Below are 13,227 nucleotides of genomic sequence, written 5' to 3' on the forward strand. Positions count from 1 at the left end.
ACAGCCATCGGCAGACCTCAAAACAATGTCCTCCGCCCTCTCCACCCTCGCCACCCTGCTCTCGCCCCGTTCGGTCGCCATCGTCGGCGCCTCCGACAACATCCACAAGATCGGCGGCCGCCCGATCCACTACATGCAGACCATGGGCTATACCGGCGCCATCTATCCGGTCAACCCGCAGCGCGCATCGCTGCAGGGGCTGCCCGCGTACCCGTCGCTCGATGCGCTCCCCGAGGCGCCCGAACTGGCGGTGATCGTGGTCGCCGGTGACGCGGCCGTACAGGCCGTGGCCGACTGCGCGCGGCTGGGCGTGGGTGCCGCCATCGTGATCGCGTCGGGATTCGGTGAGGCGGGCGAGGCAGGCAGGCGCCAGCAGGACGACATGGTACGCATCGCGCGGGAAGGCGGGCTGCGCATCGTCGGCCCCAACAGCCAGGGGCTGGCCAACTTTGGCAATGGCACGATCGCCAGTTTTTCGACGATGTTTATCGAGATTCCGCCGCAGGATGGCCCGGTGGCAGTGGTCAGCCAGAGCGGCGGCACGGCGGCGCTGGTCTACGGCCTGTTGCGCAACCAGGGGATCGGCGTACGGCATGTGCATGCCACCGGCAACCAGGCCGATGTGACCGTCAGCGAAATCGCGCTGGGCGTCGCGCAGGACCCCGATGTGCGCCTGCTCTTGTTGTATCTGGAAACGTTGACTGACCCGCAGATGCTGGCCGAAGCCGCTGCCGTGGCCCGCGCGCGCGGCATCCCCGTGGTGGCCGTCAAATCAGGCCGCTCGCAGGCGGGCGCCCGCGCCGCCGCATCGCACACCGGCGCCATGGCCAACGAAGACCGCGCCGTCGATGCCTTTCTGGCGCGCCATGGCATCTGGCGCGTCGAAGACGCCCACGCGCTGGCACGCTGCGCCCCGCTCTACCTGCGCGGCTGGCAGCCGGCCGGCCGCCGGCTGGTCGTCGTCAGCAACTCGGGCGCCAGCTGCGTGATGGCCACCGATACCGCCGATACCCTCGGCATGTCGATGGCGCCGCTGTCCGCCGCCACGCAATCCGCGCTGGCCGAACGCCTGCCCGGCTTTGCGGCCACGGCCAATCCGGTGGACGTCACCGCTGCCCTGCTGACCAACAGCGGCCTGTTTGGCGATGTCCTGCCGGTGGTCGGCGCCGACCCCTCCGCCGATCTGGTCCTGCTCGACATTCCGGTGGCCGGCATGGGCTACGACGTCCCACGCTTTGCCCGCGATGCCGCACGGTTTGCCGACCAGGCTGGCAAGCCGATCGCCGTGGCCGCGTGGCAGGACACGGTGGTCAGCCAATTCCGCGCGGCCAACGTGCCGACGTTCGTGCACGCCGCCGATGCGCTGGCCGCCTTCCATCAGCTGACCGCCCACCAGCAACTGCTGCGCGACGTGGCGGGCGAGCCCGCCATGCCGCCGATCGTTCCGTTCAACATCGCCACGCCTTCCCGCACGCTCAGCGAGGCCGCCAGCCTGGCCCGGCTGGCAGAAGCCGGCGTGCCGGTGGTCGAGCACTACCTGTGCCAGAGCGCCGACGACGCCGTGGCGGCGTGGCAGCGGATTGGCGCGCCGGTCGCGGTCAAGGCCAGTTCCCCGGCTGTGCCGCACAAGAGCGAACACGGCCTGGTGGCCCTGAACTGCAACAGCCGCGATGCAATTGTCGACGCCTTCCACAAGCAAACGCAGACACTCGACGCCATGCACGCCCCATGCGAAGGCGTGATCGTCGCGCGCATGTCGCGCGGCCAGCGCGAATGCATGGTCGGCGCCCACTGGGACCCGGTCTTTGGCGCAGTGCTGCTGGTGGGCGACGGCGGCAAGTACGTAGAAGTGGTGCGCGACACGGCGGTACTGCTGGCCCCCGCCAGCCCAGCCGCCATCGAACGCGCGATACGCAGCCTGCGCATGGCCCCACTGCTCGACGGCGTACGCGGCGAGGCCGCCCTCGATGTTGCCGCCCTGTGCGACGTGGCCGCCAGGGTCGGCAACCTCGTGCATCAGGCGCAAGGCCAGATCCGCTCTGTGGATCTGAACCCGGTCATGCTCGGGTCAGAGGGGGCGCTGGTGGTGGATGGGTTGATGGAGGTGGCGTAGCCGGTCCGGATATGGCTTCCAGCTACCAAAGGATAGCTACCAAAGGGCGTCGTCAGGCACCATCGGAGAAAAGTGCCCAGGCTGATTGATCCAACCATTTAAGCCGCCGTCGCATCGCATGCGCCATGTGGGGAAGTCTTTGGCGGCTTGCTGGACAACGCTGCATTTCGTGCCTGGCGGGAGAACCGCCAGTACCGGAAAACGCTCGGGGTGCTTGTCCGTGCTACTGGGACGAACGTCTACCATGTCGACGTAGAGCTTTACCGGTCTCACGGCCGTATATGTTTTCCAGTCGAGAAGCCGGTATCCACCGAACGTCATCAGAAAGCCGCACACGACCAACGCCGACAGCAGCGCCACCGCCAATCGCTTACCAGTTACCAGATGCACCGCCATGCCATCCCTTCGGGTAATTGCGCGTCTCCACTAACCGAGAGGAACGCCCCAGCATCTTGAGCATCTCCTTCGGCGACACGGGGAGGTCAAAGAAGCGGGGATCCTTCGACACCACGCCCGCGATCGCCAGGACTTCGGCAACGTTGGAACTGCACGAGTTGGTCAACAGGTTGTAGCGTTTGCCCGCCGACACCCGCCTTTCGAGTTCGGCTCGCATGCGTTCCTTTTCGTCCGGGGTCACCCAGAGCAGAAAGCCGATTCCATCACGATGCGCCCCTCGACGGTGCCCATCAAAATCTACCCAAGGCGGCCGGGTCTGTCCGATGACATAGTCCCGATACGATCCGGTTTCGTATTGGCTAAGTACCCGACTGTAGACAATCCCATCGATCTCGATGGCAACATGGCCCCATTGGGACCCGGCCGATATAATCGCGCCATCCAGCACTAGCACTTCAACGAATTCGCGCTCGACTTCCACGTTCTTGATGGCGTCATCCTTCATGCTGGTTGTCGTACGCGTCGCAATTCGCTTAAATCGTTTTCCCTCGGCATTCGTTACGAACACGGTCATGCTTCCCCCTCCACGTAGATGGTGATGTGTTCAGACTCGACGGTGGCGGACAGCATGTGGGTTTTGCCTTCGGCGTCCGTTGTCCCGAACTCAAGACTGCCATCCGCTCTTTGCAGGGCATACGCAACACGAGTCAAGGGCGCCTTGGAACGGCTATCCCGCAATACGAATCGCTCGTTGAACATGGGACCCGCCGAAGCCGGAACATCGGGGCTTGGTGCGGAAGCCGTGGCGCCCGCAGTTGCCGCGAATGGCGCAGCCACCGCTCGATCAACGACCTCGATGGAAAAATCTTGCTGCGAATGGATAACGCGGGGCGGCTCGGCGCACTTGCAGTACACGCGCGCGCCGCTCACCAGGAGCCGCATTCCCATGACATCGAAATTTGGGGTGCAGTCGTTATAGACGCGACCCTGGGCCTTGCAGGCCGGGCAAGTGGCCGTGTCGCCTTCCAAGGCGACGGTCTTGCCGTGATGCGTGAAGAAGAAACGTTTGTCGGCGATCAGGACGCCGCCCGTTGTCGTGGCGTCGCCGTCCCGCAGTGCATACCTGATATCAGCCATGTCGTCTCCATCAAGAATGGCGCCCATTCTTGATAGGCCCCGATGGACACGCAATCGCCGAACGCTGAAACCGGGCACAGCATCGAACCCCCGCCCCGATTGTTCACATCTCAAGACAAACTGTCAGACGATTCGCTCTTCTTTGCTTTGTCGCTAATCGTTACATTTCAGGCGCCGCATCGCGCCTGAGCCCTTACGGAGGCGCGCGTGCGCGCGTCTCACTACAAGGATAACGAAGCATGAAGACCCGTCTCGCCTGCCTGGCCGCCATGGCCGTCCTGCCTGCCCTGCCCGCCACGGCGCAGGCTCAATCGAGCATCACGCTGTATGGCGTGGTGGATGCCGGCGTGGAGTTCCTGACCCACGCCCCGAACACCACTACCGGCGGCAGCAACAATCTGGTGCGGATGTCGGCCGGCAACCTGTCGACGTCGCGTTGGGGCCTGCGTGGCGCCGAAGACCTGGGCGGTGGCCTGAAGGCGGTCTTCACGCTGGAGAGCGGTTTTGATCTGGATACCGGCAGCCTGAACCAGGGCGGCCGCCTGTTCGGCCGGCAGGCCTTCGTGGGTCTGCAGAATCAGTACGGCACGCTGTCGCTGGGTCGTCACCAGACGGTGCTGTACGACTTTTCGCTGGCCTACGACCCGATGGCCATCGCCACGCGCTATTCGGTGTTGATGCATGACAAGTGGATGTCGGGCCGTGCGGACAATTCGCTGAAGTTCACCGGCCAGACCGGCGCGTTCTACTACGGCCTGTTCTACAGCACCGGCTACGACAGCAGCGCCGGCGGCGAAGTGCCGGGCGACTACAAGGCTGGCCGCAACTGGTCGGTGGCCGGTGGCTACGATGCCGGTCCGGTGTCGGCACGCGTGGTCTATGACGAAGTGCGTGGCAGCACCGTCGCCACCGACGACAACCGCGAGCGCCGCGCCACCATCGGTGCCAGCTACAACTTTGGCCGTGGCCGCGCGTTTGCCGGCTATCGCTGGTACTACGGCGACTTCGCCAGCAGCTCGCTGCGCACCAACCTGTACTGGGTCGGCGCCACCTACCAGGTGACCCCGGCCATCGCCGTGACCGGCGCCGCCTACTACACCGACGTGCGCAACAGCAACGGCGATCCGTACAGCTTCGTGCTGTCGGGTACCTATGCGCTGTCCAAGCGCACCGACCTCTACGCGATCACCGCCTACGCGCAGAACCGCAGCGGTTCGTCGATGGGCCTGTCGGGCTTTGGCCCGTCGCTGAACGGCAGCGCCACCACGCTGACCGCCACCAGCGAGCAGGTACGTGCCGGCCAGAGCCAGTTCGGCGCCATCATCGGCGTGCGCCACCGCTTCTGATCCACGTCTGATCCACGTCTGACCAACGATTGAGCTTCATCGGATCGTAAAGCGTCCAGACTCCACGGCGAAGACTTTCCCTTCGTCTTTCTATGGGCCCGCACAGGTCACTGCCTGGCGGGCCTCTTTCTTTTGTGGCGGCTGGCGGTCTGGTTTGCTCCCCTCTCCCGCAGGCGGAAGAGGGAAGCAAACCGAGGGTGCATTAAACGCTTGCGGCCAACCCCAGCGTCTTCAGCGCCGCGTCCAGCGACGCCTGTTGCTCTGCGGCGTACAGCGCCAGTTCATCGCTGACCGTCGCGCCCAGCGCCTGCTCGAAAGCCGCGCGGTTGGGCGATGCCTGCAGGTCGTCGCGGTTTTCGTCGCCCAGGTTCGACTGGAAGATGCCGGCGGCGCTGACCGGCAGGAAGTCTTCGTAGGTGATCGGCTCAGCCACCAGCGCGCCGGCGGCAATCAGTGCTTCCAGATCGCCACCATCGGCCGCCGCATTGCCCACCGCGTAGCGGTAATACGCCAGGCCCTGCTGGCGCAGCGACTGGTGGTCGTCCGGGAACGCCCGGAAGACGTCGCCAAGCGTCTTGCGATAGGCGTCGGCGTTCGAACCGTCGCCAGCCGGGGTGATGACCTTGCGTACTTCGTTCAGCAGTTCGTCGTAGAGCTTGCGGCCCTTGGCGGTCAGCGCCACGCCGCGTTGCTCGATCTCGCCAAAGCGCGCCGTATGGGTGCCGGCTTCGCCGCCATCTCGGAAGGTGACCGGCTCGCTCAGGGCCAGGAAACTGGTCTGACGCAACAGGATCGGGCAGCGGCGCGTCGGCGGGCCTTCCACCACGGCCTTCGGGCTGATGCCGCGTGCCGGCATCTGCGTCTGGACGATATCGATGTCCAGCGTGCGCGGGGTCAGGTGGTTGATGTGCGGGCCGGGGAAGCACACGATGTCCGCGATCAGCGGATGCGTCTTGCGCAGCTTCCAGTACAGGTCGGCTTCGACGGTGGACTTGCCGTGCCAGCGGAATGTCTCCAGCGCCTCGGCCACGAAGCGGGCGGCGTCGTCGGCAGCCAGGCCGCCCTGCTGCTCGGCGCGCTCGATCAGTGCCAGGCAGCCCGGCGTGAAGATCGACCGCGTGGCCAGCACTGCCGCGGCGGCGTCGCGCAGCGCGGCGTCCTGGATCAGGTCCAGGCGCAGTAGCGACGTGAAGACGCGGAACGGGTTCTCGGCCAGGCCGGCGGTGTCCTTCGGCCGGAACGCCGTGGAGTGGACCGGCACGCCGGCCACGGACAAATCGTAGTAACCCACCGGGAACATGCCCATCACGGCGAACAGGCGACGGATCGTGGCCAATTCCTCAGGTGTACCCACGCGGATGGCGCCGTGGCGCTCCACCTCGATGCGCGATTCCTGGCCGGCCGCACCGGCGGCCACGGCACCGACGCTGGCCAGCACTTCGGCATTGACATCGGATACCAGCGCCATCAGCGTGCCGTACTGCGGCACCTCGGCACGGTACATATCGGACATGGCGCGCGAGAACTGGGCGCGGATCTGGCTGGGGGACGTGAAAGCGGCAGACATGTTATTCCGGGGACGACGGGATCACAAAAAGAGCCGCCAAGTGTGGTCGGGCGGCTTTCGGGCGGCAAGTGATATTTCCGGGCGACTTGATGCGCTTTACGCATTAACTTGATGCCCGGCCGGATGGGCGATCGGAATTCAGGTGCCCTCGCACTGGCGCAGCAGCCAGTCGGCAAACAGCGCCGCCTTGTCCCGATCCGTGCCGTCGCCGGGTTTGGCCTGCCGGTAGGTCAGGAAATAGGCGCCGTGCCGACCGGACGCCGGCGCCCCGGCGAACGGCAGCGCCGCCAGCTGGCCGCTTTCGATCTCCGTGCGCACCATCATTTCTGGCAAAACGGCGATGCCAAGCCCGCAGATCGCTGCGCCCGTGACCATCGTGAACAGGTCGTAGCGCGGCCCCAGGCGCGCGCGGCGCCGGATCGCCTCGTCGTCGCCGCCGAACCAGTCGGGCCATGCATCGGGGCGGCTGGCCAGATGCAGCAGCGGCATGCTCAGCAGGTCTTCGCGTTGGCGCAGGGCCGCGCCCTGCAGCAGTCGCGGGCTGCACACCGGGATCGACGGCCCCTCTTCCAGCAGCGTGGCCGACGGATGCCCGTCCCAGGCGTCGTTGCCAAAATAGATGGCCGCATCGAACAGCGAATCGGCAAAGTGGAACGGCTCGGGCCGCGCGTGGATATTGACGACGATGCGTGGATGCTCGGCCCGGAAGCCGGCCAGGCGCGGAATCAGCCATTGCGTGGCGAAAGTGGGCACGACGGCGAGTTCCAGCACCTCCATGCCGCCAGCGCGCGACGCCAGATCCTTGGTGGCGCGCTCGATGGCCTTCAGTTCGGCGCGGATGTCGCGCACATAGCGGTCGCCGTCGGGCGTCAGCACCACGCGCTGGCGCACCCGTTCGAAGAAACGCACGCCTAGCCGTTCCTCCATGGCCTGGATCTGCCGGGAAATCGCGCTTTCGGTGACGTTCAGTTCGGCCGCGGCGCGCGTGAAGCTGCCAAGTCGGGCAGCGCACTCAAGCATCTGGAGTGCGATCAGGCTGGGCAGGCGCATGGTTCAGGGGGCTGGCAATGAGCAAAAAACACGGCGGATGCGGAATTCACGGGCGCGCGATGGCTGACAGGATGCGCCTGAGCTTGTCGGGGTTGCGTTGTGCGTGGATGCTGACAATGCGCTCGCCATCGGTCTCGATGCTCTGGGCCGATTCGAGCTGGCCATCGACAAAGCGCAGCAGCGCCCACTGGCCGTTGAGCACCACCATTTGCACATGCACCGCCAGGCCGCGCCGCTGCGCCGCGAAGAGGACTTGCGCGATCTTGCCGCCGCCGACCAGCGGCTTCGGAAAGCTCGACACCTTGCCGCCGCCGTCGCCAATCAGCGTGGCTTCGTCGGCCAGCAGGTCCCGGATCGCGTCGAATGTGCCCTGCTCCAGCGCCTGGGCAAAGCGCCGCACCAGGGTCAGGTGCGCGTCCTTGCGTACGGGGGATTGCGGTCGGGCATCGCGCAACTGGGTCTTGGCGCGGCTCACCAGCTGGCGGCAGGCCGCCTCGCTCTTGCCGATGACCTCGGCCACCTGGCTGTAGTCGGCGTCGAACACTTCACGCAGCAGAAAGGCCGCGCGCGCTTCGGGCGTCAGGCGTTCCAGCAGGAACAGGAACGCCACCGACACGTCGTCGGCACGCTCGTAGAGGGCTTCGGGCGTATCGGCGCCTTCGGACATTAGCGGCTCAGGCAGCCAGATACCGGCGTAGTGCTCGCGCTGCAGCCTGGCGGCGCGCAGATGATCGATGGCCAGCCGCGTGGTCACCGATACCAGCCACGCCTCGGGGTTGTCGATGGCGTTGCGATCGGTGCCGTGCCAGCGCAGCCAGGCGTCCTGCACGACATCCTCGGCCTCGGCCACGGCGCCCAGCATGCGGTACGCAATGCCCTGCAGGCGGGGGCGAAGCTGGTCAAAGGTCTGGCTGTGATCGGGGGCAGGCGCGGCCATGGCACAAGTGTCCTTGCGGTGGGCTGCCATTGTGGCATTGGCGCCCCCTCGCCGTCTCGCATCGTGTCTGACTGCGCCCTTGAAATTTCCGAACCACTGTATATATTTACAGTGTACTGTATGGATAGACAGTACCAACGTCGTGAGATGGATTAAACAGTGTCGGAACCTTCGGAGCCCTGAAATGGAACACCTGATCCGTGTGCAGAATGAATATGACCGCCAGGTACTGGTCTGGCTGCGTGGACGGATTGGCGACGCAGCCTTGGTGTCGGCCGCGCGCCGCACCGCCGCGGACGGGAAAAAGCCTTATCTCTCAACGATTTGCCGCCTGCTGAACATCCGGCCGCCGTCGCGCCGCAGCTTTGCCGACGAGGCCCGCAAGACCCACCGGGCGGTGGGTGAACGTTATCTGGCGCAGATCCGCCAGATCCTGGCCAAGCCGGGCGCCCCGCACGCACAGCGCGAAACCGGGCATGAGGCCCGGCCGCAGGGTTCCCTCTTCTAGGCACCGTTCGGACGCCGCCGAGGTTTAGTCCGAATTATTGAAATCCTATAATTTGGACTAAACCGCTGGCAGATCCTGCTTTCAGATCACTTTTTGCTGACCTGTTCACCGCCCTATCATTGCGGCAGATCGGTCACGCGCATCGCCGGCGTGATCTGCCGCGGATCGGTCACCAGTTCCAGCACGGCCGGCTTGCCGGCCTGCTGCGCCCGTTCGAAGGCGGCGGCGAAGTCCTCGGTCCGCTCCACGCGCTCGGCCCAGGCGCCGCAAGCCTTGGCCATTTGCACAAAGTCGGGATTGACGATGCGCGTGCCGCTCTGGCGGCCCGGATAGCGGCGCTCCTGGTGCATCCGGATCGTGCCGTACATGCGGTTGTTCACCACGATCACGATCAGGTTCACGCCGTGGGCGGCGGCCGTGGCGATTTCCTGCGGATACATCAGAAAACAGCCGTCGCCGGCAAAGCACACCACGGTTTTTTCCGGAAAGCGCAGCTTGGCGGCAATGGCGGCCGGCAGGCCGTAGCCCATCGCGCCGCACGTCGGGGCCAGTTGGGTACGCGAACGCTTGTAGGCATAGAAGCGGTGCAGCCAGACCGTGTAGTTGCCAGCGCCGTTGGACAGCATGGCGTCCTCGGGCAGCACCCGGTTCAGGTGCGCCATGGCGGCGCCCATGTCCACGCCGGTCAGTTCGGCGTGAGGCTTCGGCGGCGTGACAAAGGCCTCGTGGTCGGCGCGCGCGCCGGCGGTCCAGTCCGTCCAGGCCACCGAAGCGGGCGCGTCCAGCGATGCCAGCATGGCGGCGCCCGGCTCGACGCCGGCGTGGATCGGCAGCGTGGCCTGATAGACGCGGCCCAGCTCGAAGCTGTCGGCATGGATATGCACGAGCTTCTGCTTCGGCTGCGGGACTTCCAGTAGCGAATAGCTATCGGTGGCGATATCGCCAAGCCGCGTGCCAAAGGCCACGATCAGGTCGGCCGACTTCACGCGTTCGGCCAGCTTGGGGCTGACGCCCAGGCTCAGGTGGCCCACGTAGTGCGGGTCGCGGTTGTCGATCACGTCCTGGCGGCGGAAGGCGCAGGCCACGGGCAGATCCCAGGCGTTGACGAACGCGGCGAAGTCGCGCACGGTCTGGCCGGTCCAGTTGGCGCCGCCGGCAATCACCAGCGGACGCTGGGCACCGGCCAGCGCGGCCGCCAGCGCCTGGGCATCTTCGGGGCGCGGTGCGGCGGCCACGGCGCGGTACGGCGCGGCATCGGCCACTTCCACCAGACCATCGAGCACGTCCTCGGGCAGCGCCAGCACCACCGGGCCCGGGCGGCCCGACGTGGCCACCTGGAACGCGCGCGCCACCATCTCCGGAATGCGTGCCGGATCGTCGATCTCGGCCGCCCACTTGCACATCGACCCGAACACGGCCGCGTAGTCCACCTCCTGGAATGCCTCGCGCCCCTTGTGCTCGCGGGCGATCTGGCCAACGAACAGGATCATCGGCGTGGAGTCCTGCTGGGCGATATGCACGCCGATGCTGCCATGCGTGGCACCGGGGCCGCGCGTCACGAAGCAGATGCCGGGACGCCCCGTCAGCTTGCCGTCGGCCTCGGCCATGTTGGCGGCGGCGCCTTCGTGCTTGCAGACCACAAGGTCGATGGCCGGCTGGTCGTGCAGCGCGTCCAGCACGTCGAGAAAGCTCTCGCCCGGCACGCAGAAAATGCGTTCGGTGCCATGGATGCGTAGTTGGTCTACAAGGACACGGCCGCCGGTGCGGGCCGTCTGGGAGGCGTGGGAGGTCATGTCGGGTGTGGTCGCGTTATCGACGTGAAAGATCGGCGGCAGGATCGCAATGTCTGCAATTGTTCCGTTTGACGTGCGCGGCTGCGCGGCCTATCGTGCATTTCTGTTATGCAAATTCTGCAAGTCGCCACCGCCCGGGCCCGTGTAGATTTGCGGGCGAGGCGCAGCACAAGACGCCCCGCCTGACCCACGTTTCCGTTGCGGAAACCGTCAGGCAGAACGGCAGCCCGGACCGGGACTGCCGCACACGAACGTTCGCGCTACAGGAGACATGATATGAATTTTCCCCATCGCCTGATGCGGCCGATGCTGGCCGTGCTTTGTACCGGATGCATGGCGGTCGCCACGCAGGCCCGCGCCCAGGGTGCCGATCACTACCCGAGCAAGCCCATCACCTACGTGGTGCCGTTTGCCGCCGGGGGCACCACCGACCTGCTGGGCCGGCTGATCGGCCAGCGGCTGTCGCAGGTGCTGGGGCAATCGGTGGTGGTGGAAAACCGCGCCGGCGCGGGCGGCAATATCGGTTCCGACTACGTGGCCAAGGCCCCCGCTGACGGCTACACGCTACTGGGCGGCACGATCAGCTCGCACGCCATCAACGTGAGCCTGTACCCGAAGATGCCGTATGACCCGGTCAAGAACTTCCAGCCCATCGCGCTGATCGGCACGTTGCCGAACGTGCTGGTGGTCAATGCCAACAGCCCGTGGAAAAGTGTGCAGGACGTGATCGCCGCCGCCAAGGCCAAGCCGGGTACGGTCAATTTCGGTTCGTCGGGCAATGGCACGTCGCAGCACCTGGCTGCCGAACTGTTTGCCAACATGGCCGGGTTGCGCATGACCCATGTGCCTTACAAGGGCAGCAGCCAGGCGGTGCAGGCGCTGCTGGGCAACCAGGTGGACCTGGTGTTCGAGAACAGCGTGGCCGCCATGCCGATGATCCAGTCGGGCAAGTTCCGCGCGCTGGCCACTACCGGCGCCAAACGCGCGGCCGAGCTGCCCGACGTACCGACCATGGCGGAGTCGGGCCTGAACGGCTACGAGATCGTGTCGTGGCAGGCCATCTTCGCGCCGGCCGGCACGCCCAGGCCCATCGTCGACAAGCTGTCGAGCGAGATCGGCAAGATCATCCGCCAGCCGGACGTGCGCGCCAGGCTGGCGTCGATGGGGGTGGAGCCGTCGGGCGCCGGCCCCACCGAACTGGGCAATTTCCAGAAGAGCGAAGTCGCCAAATGGGCAAACCTGATCAAGGTGGCCAATATTCACCTGGAGTAAGCATGAGTGATCACCGTATCCCGACTGCCGGCCTGCACCAATGGGTGGCAGACCTTTGGCTGGCGGCGGGCTCCGACGCCCGCGAGGCCCGGCTGACCGCCGATCATCTGGTGGGGGCCAACCTGTCCGGCCACGATTCGCATGGCGTGGGCATGATTCCCAAGTACGTGATGTCGTGGCAGGCCGACCAGCTCCAGCTGAACCAGCAGGTCAGCGTGGTGCATGAATCGGGCGGCATCCTGAGCCTGGACGGCAACCGTGGCATGGGCCAGGCCGTGACCGAACAGGCCATGGGCCTGGGCATCGAACGCGCGAAGGAACATGGCGTGTGCGTGCTGGGCCTGCGCCGGTCGCACCATCTGGGCCGTGTGGGCCACTGGGCCGAACAGGCCACGGCGGCCGGCATGATCTCGATCCACTTCGTCAATGTGCTATCCAAGCCGATCGTGGCCCCGCATGGCGGCTACGATCCGCGCTTTGGTACCAATCCGTTCACGATTGGCGTGCCGGTGGCCGGCCAGCCGCCGCTGGTGCTGGACTTCGCCACCAGCGCCATCGCGCTGGGCAAGGTGCGCGTGGCCCACAACAAGGGCGTGCCGGTGCCGCCGGGCTGCCTGATGGACCCGCAGGGCCACCCCACCGACGACCCCGCCGTGATGTTCCCGCACCCCGGCACGCCACAGGGCGCGCTGCGCACGTTCGGCGAGCACAAGGGCTACGTGCTGGCCGTGATGTGCGAACTGCTGGGCGCCGCCGTGACCGGCGGCCATACGATCCGCCCCGAAACGCTCACGCACGAGCACGCGGTGTGGAACAACATGCTGGCGATCATCTTCGATCCGGGGCGGCTGGGCAGCAGCACCACGTTCGGCCACGAGATGGAGTCGTTCGTGGAATGGATGAAGGCGTCACGCCTGCAACCGGGCAACGACGCCGTCCGCCTGCCCGGCGACCCCGAACGCGCCTGGCGCCGCGCCCGCGCCGAATACATTCCCGTGGACAGCAGCACGCTGGCCCAGCTTGACGATGCCGCCGCCCGCGTGCTGCAGGCCCGTGGCAAATCGCCGGGCCCGCTTTCCGCGCTGGCCGCCGACTGATCCAGGAGATC

At 66.3% G+C, this 13,227-nt stretch carries 12 protein-coding genes; 5 read left to right on the forward strand and 7 right to left on the reverse strand.

All coding sequences use genetic code 11. The features are described from left to right. The first annotated feature begins 25 nt into the window (after positions 1 to 25). Positions 26 to 2,113 (forward strand): acetate--CoA ligase family protein, encoded by a 2,088-nt coding sequence (locus AC3G88_RS12750; protein WP_488773048.1) that lies wholly within the window; start codon positions 26 to 28, stop codon positions 2,111 to 2,113. 36 nt (positions 2,114 to 2,149) lie between these two features. Here AC3G88_RS12750 and AC3G88_RS12755 read toward each other — a convergent pair whose 3' ends face one another. The 3 genes from AC3G88_RS12755 to AC3G88_RS12765 are packed head-to-tail and all read right to left on the reverse strand — an operon-like array spanning position 2,150 to position 3,646. Then, positions 2,150 to 2,509 (reverse strand): hypothetical protein, encoded by a 360-nt coding sequence (locus AC3G88_RS12755; RefSeq protein ID WP_488773049.1) that lies wholly within the window; start codon positions 2,507 to 2,509, stop codon positions 2,150 to 2,152. Beyond that, positions 2,484 to 3,083, reverse strand: coding sequence for a hypothetical protein (locus tag AC3G88_RS12760; RefSeq protein WP_488773050.1), 600 nt, complete (start codon positions 3,081 to 3,083; stop codon positions 2,484 to 2,486). Before AC3G88_RS12760 ends, AC3G88_RS12755 begins: the two co-directional genes overlap by 26 nt. Next, entirely contained in the window at positions 3,080 to 3,646 is a 567-nt protein-coding gene (locus AC3G88_RS12765; RefSeq protein ID WP_488773051.1) for a PAAR domain-containing protein, read from the reverse strand. The genes AC3G88_RS12760 and AC3G88_RS12765 overlap by 4 nt, the downstream gene beginning before the upstream one ends. 239 nt (positions 3,647 to 3,885) lie before the next feature. Here AC3G88_RS12765 and AC3G88_RS12770 point away from each other — a divergent pair, with 239 nt between their 5' ends. Next, a complete protein-coding gene (locus AC3G88_RS12770; RefSeq protein ID WP_488773052.1) occupies positions 3,886 to 4,992 on the forward strand; it encodes a porin in 1,107 nt (368 codons plus the stop codon). A gap of 202 nt (positions 4,993 to 5,194) precedes the next feature. On the opposite strand, the gene hglS is transcribed toward AC3G88_RS12770, so the two are convergent. The 3 genes from hglS to AC3G88_RS12785 all read right to left on the reverse strand — a co-directional run bounded on the left by hglS (position 5,195) and on the right by AC3G88_RS12785 (position 8,546). After that, positions 5,195 to 6,559 (reverse strand): 2-oxoadipate dioxygenase/decarboxylase HglS, encoded by a 1,365-nt coding sequence (gene hglS / locus AC3G88_RS12775; protein ID WP_488773053.1) that lies wholly within the window; start codon positions 6,557 to 6,559, stop codon positions 5,195 to 5,197. Between the two features lie 138 nt (positions 6,560 to 6,697). Beyond that, the gene (locus AC3G88_RS12780; protein ID WP_488773054.1) at positions 6,698 to 7,609 is read right to left on the reverse strand and encodes a LysR substrate-binding domain-containing protein; all 912 of its coding nucleotides are present in this window, start codon (positions 7,607 to 7,609) and stop codon (positions 6,698 to 6,700) included. Positions 7,610 to 7,655: 46 nt separating this feature from the next. After that, the gene (locus tag AC3G88_RS12785; protein WP_488773055.1) at positions 7,656 to 8,546 is read right to left on the reverse strand and encodes an RNA polymerase sigma-70 factor; all 891 of its coding nucleotides are present in this window, start codon (positions 8,544 to 8,546) and stop codon (positions 7,656 to 7,658) included. 184 nt (positions 8,547 to 8,730) lie between these two features. Between AC3G88_RS12785 and AC3G88_RS12790 the strand changes: the two genes are divergently transcribed. Then, positions 8,731 to 9,054: a CppA family protein gene (locus AC3G88_RS12790; RefSeq protein ID WP_488773056.1), complete on the forward strand. Its 324-nt coding sequence runs from the start codon at positions 8,731 to 8,733 to the stop codon at positions 9,052 to 9,054. Between the two features lie 116 nt (positions 9,055 to 9,170). Here AC3G88_RS12790 and AC3G88_RS12795 read toward each other — a convergent pair whose 3' ends face one another. Beyond that, positions 9,171 to 10,847: a thiamine pyrophosphate-binding protein gene (locus AC3G88_RS12795; RefSeq protein WP_488773057.1), complete on the reverse strand. Its 1,677-nt coding sequence runs from the start codon at positions 10,845 to 10,847 to the stop codon at positions 9,171 to 9,173. A gap of 276 nt (positions 10,848 to 11,123) precedes the next feature. Between AC3G88_RS12795 and AC3G88_RS12800 the strand changes: the two genes are divergently transcribed. Beyond that, a complete protein-coding gene (locus AC3G88_RS12800; protein WP_488773058.1) occupies positions 11,124 to 12,119 on the forward strand; it encodes a Bug family tripartite tricarboxylate transporter substrate binding protein in 996 nt (331 codons plus the stop codon). A 2-nt stretch (positions 12,120 to 12,121) separates the two neighbouring features. Continuing rightward, on the forward strand, positions 12,122 to 13,216 hold the full coding sequence (locus AC3G88_RS12805) for a malate/lactate/ureidoglycolate dehydrogenase (RefSeq protein ID WP_488773059.1): 1,095 nt from the start codon (positions 12,122 to 12,124) through the stop codon (positions 13,214 to 13,216). The last annotated feature ends 11 nt before the right edge of the window (positions 13,217 to 13,227 follow it).

The organism is Cupriavidus sp. 86D6, from assembly GCF_057815095.1.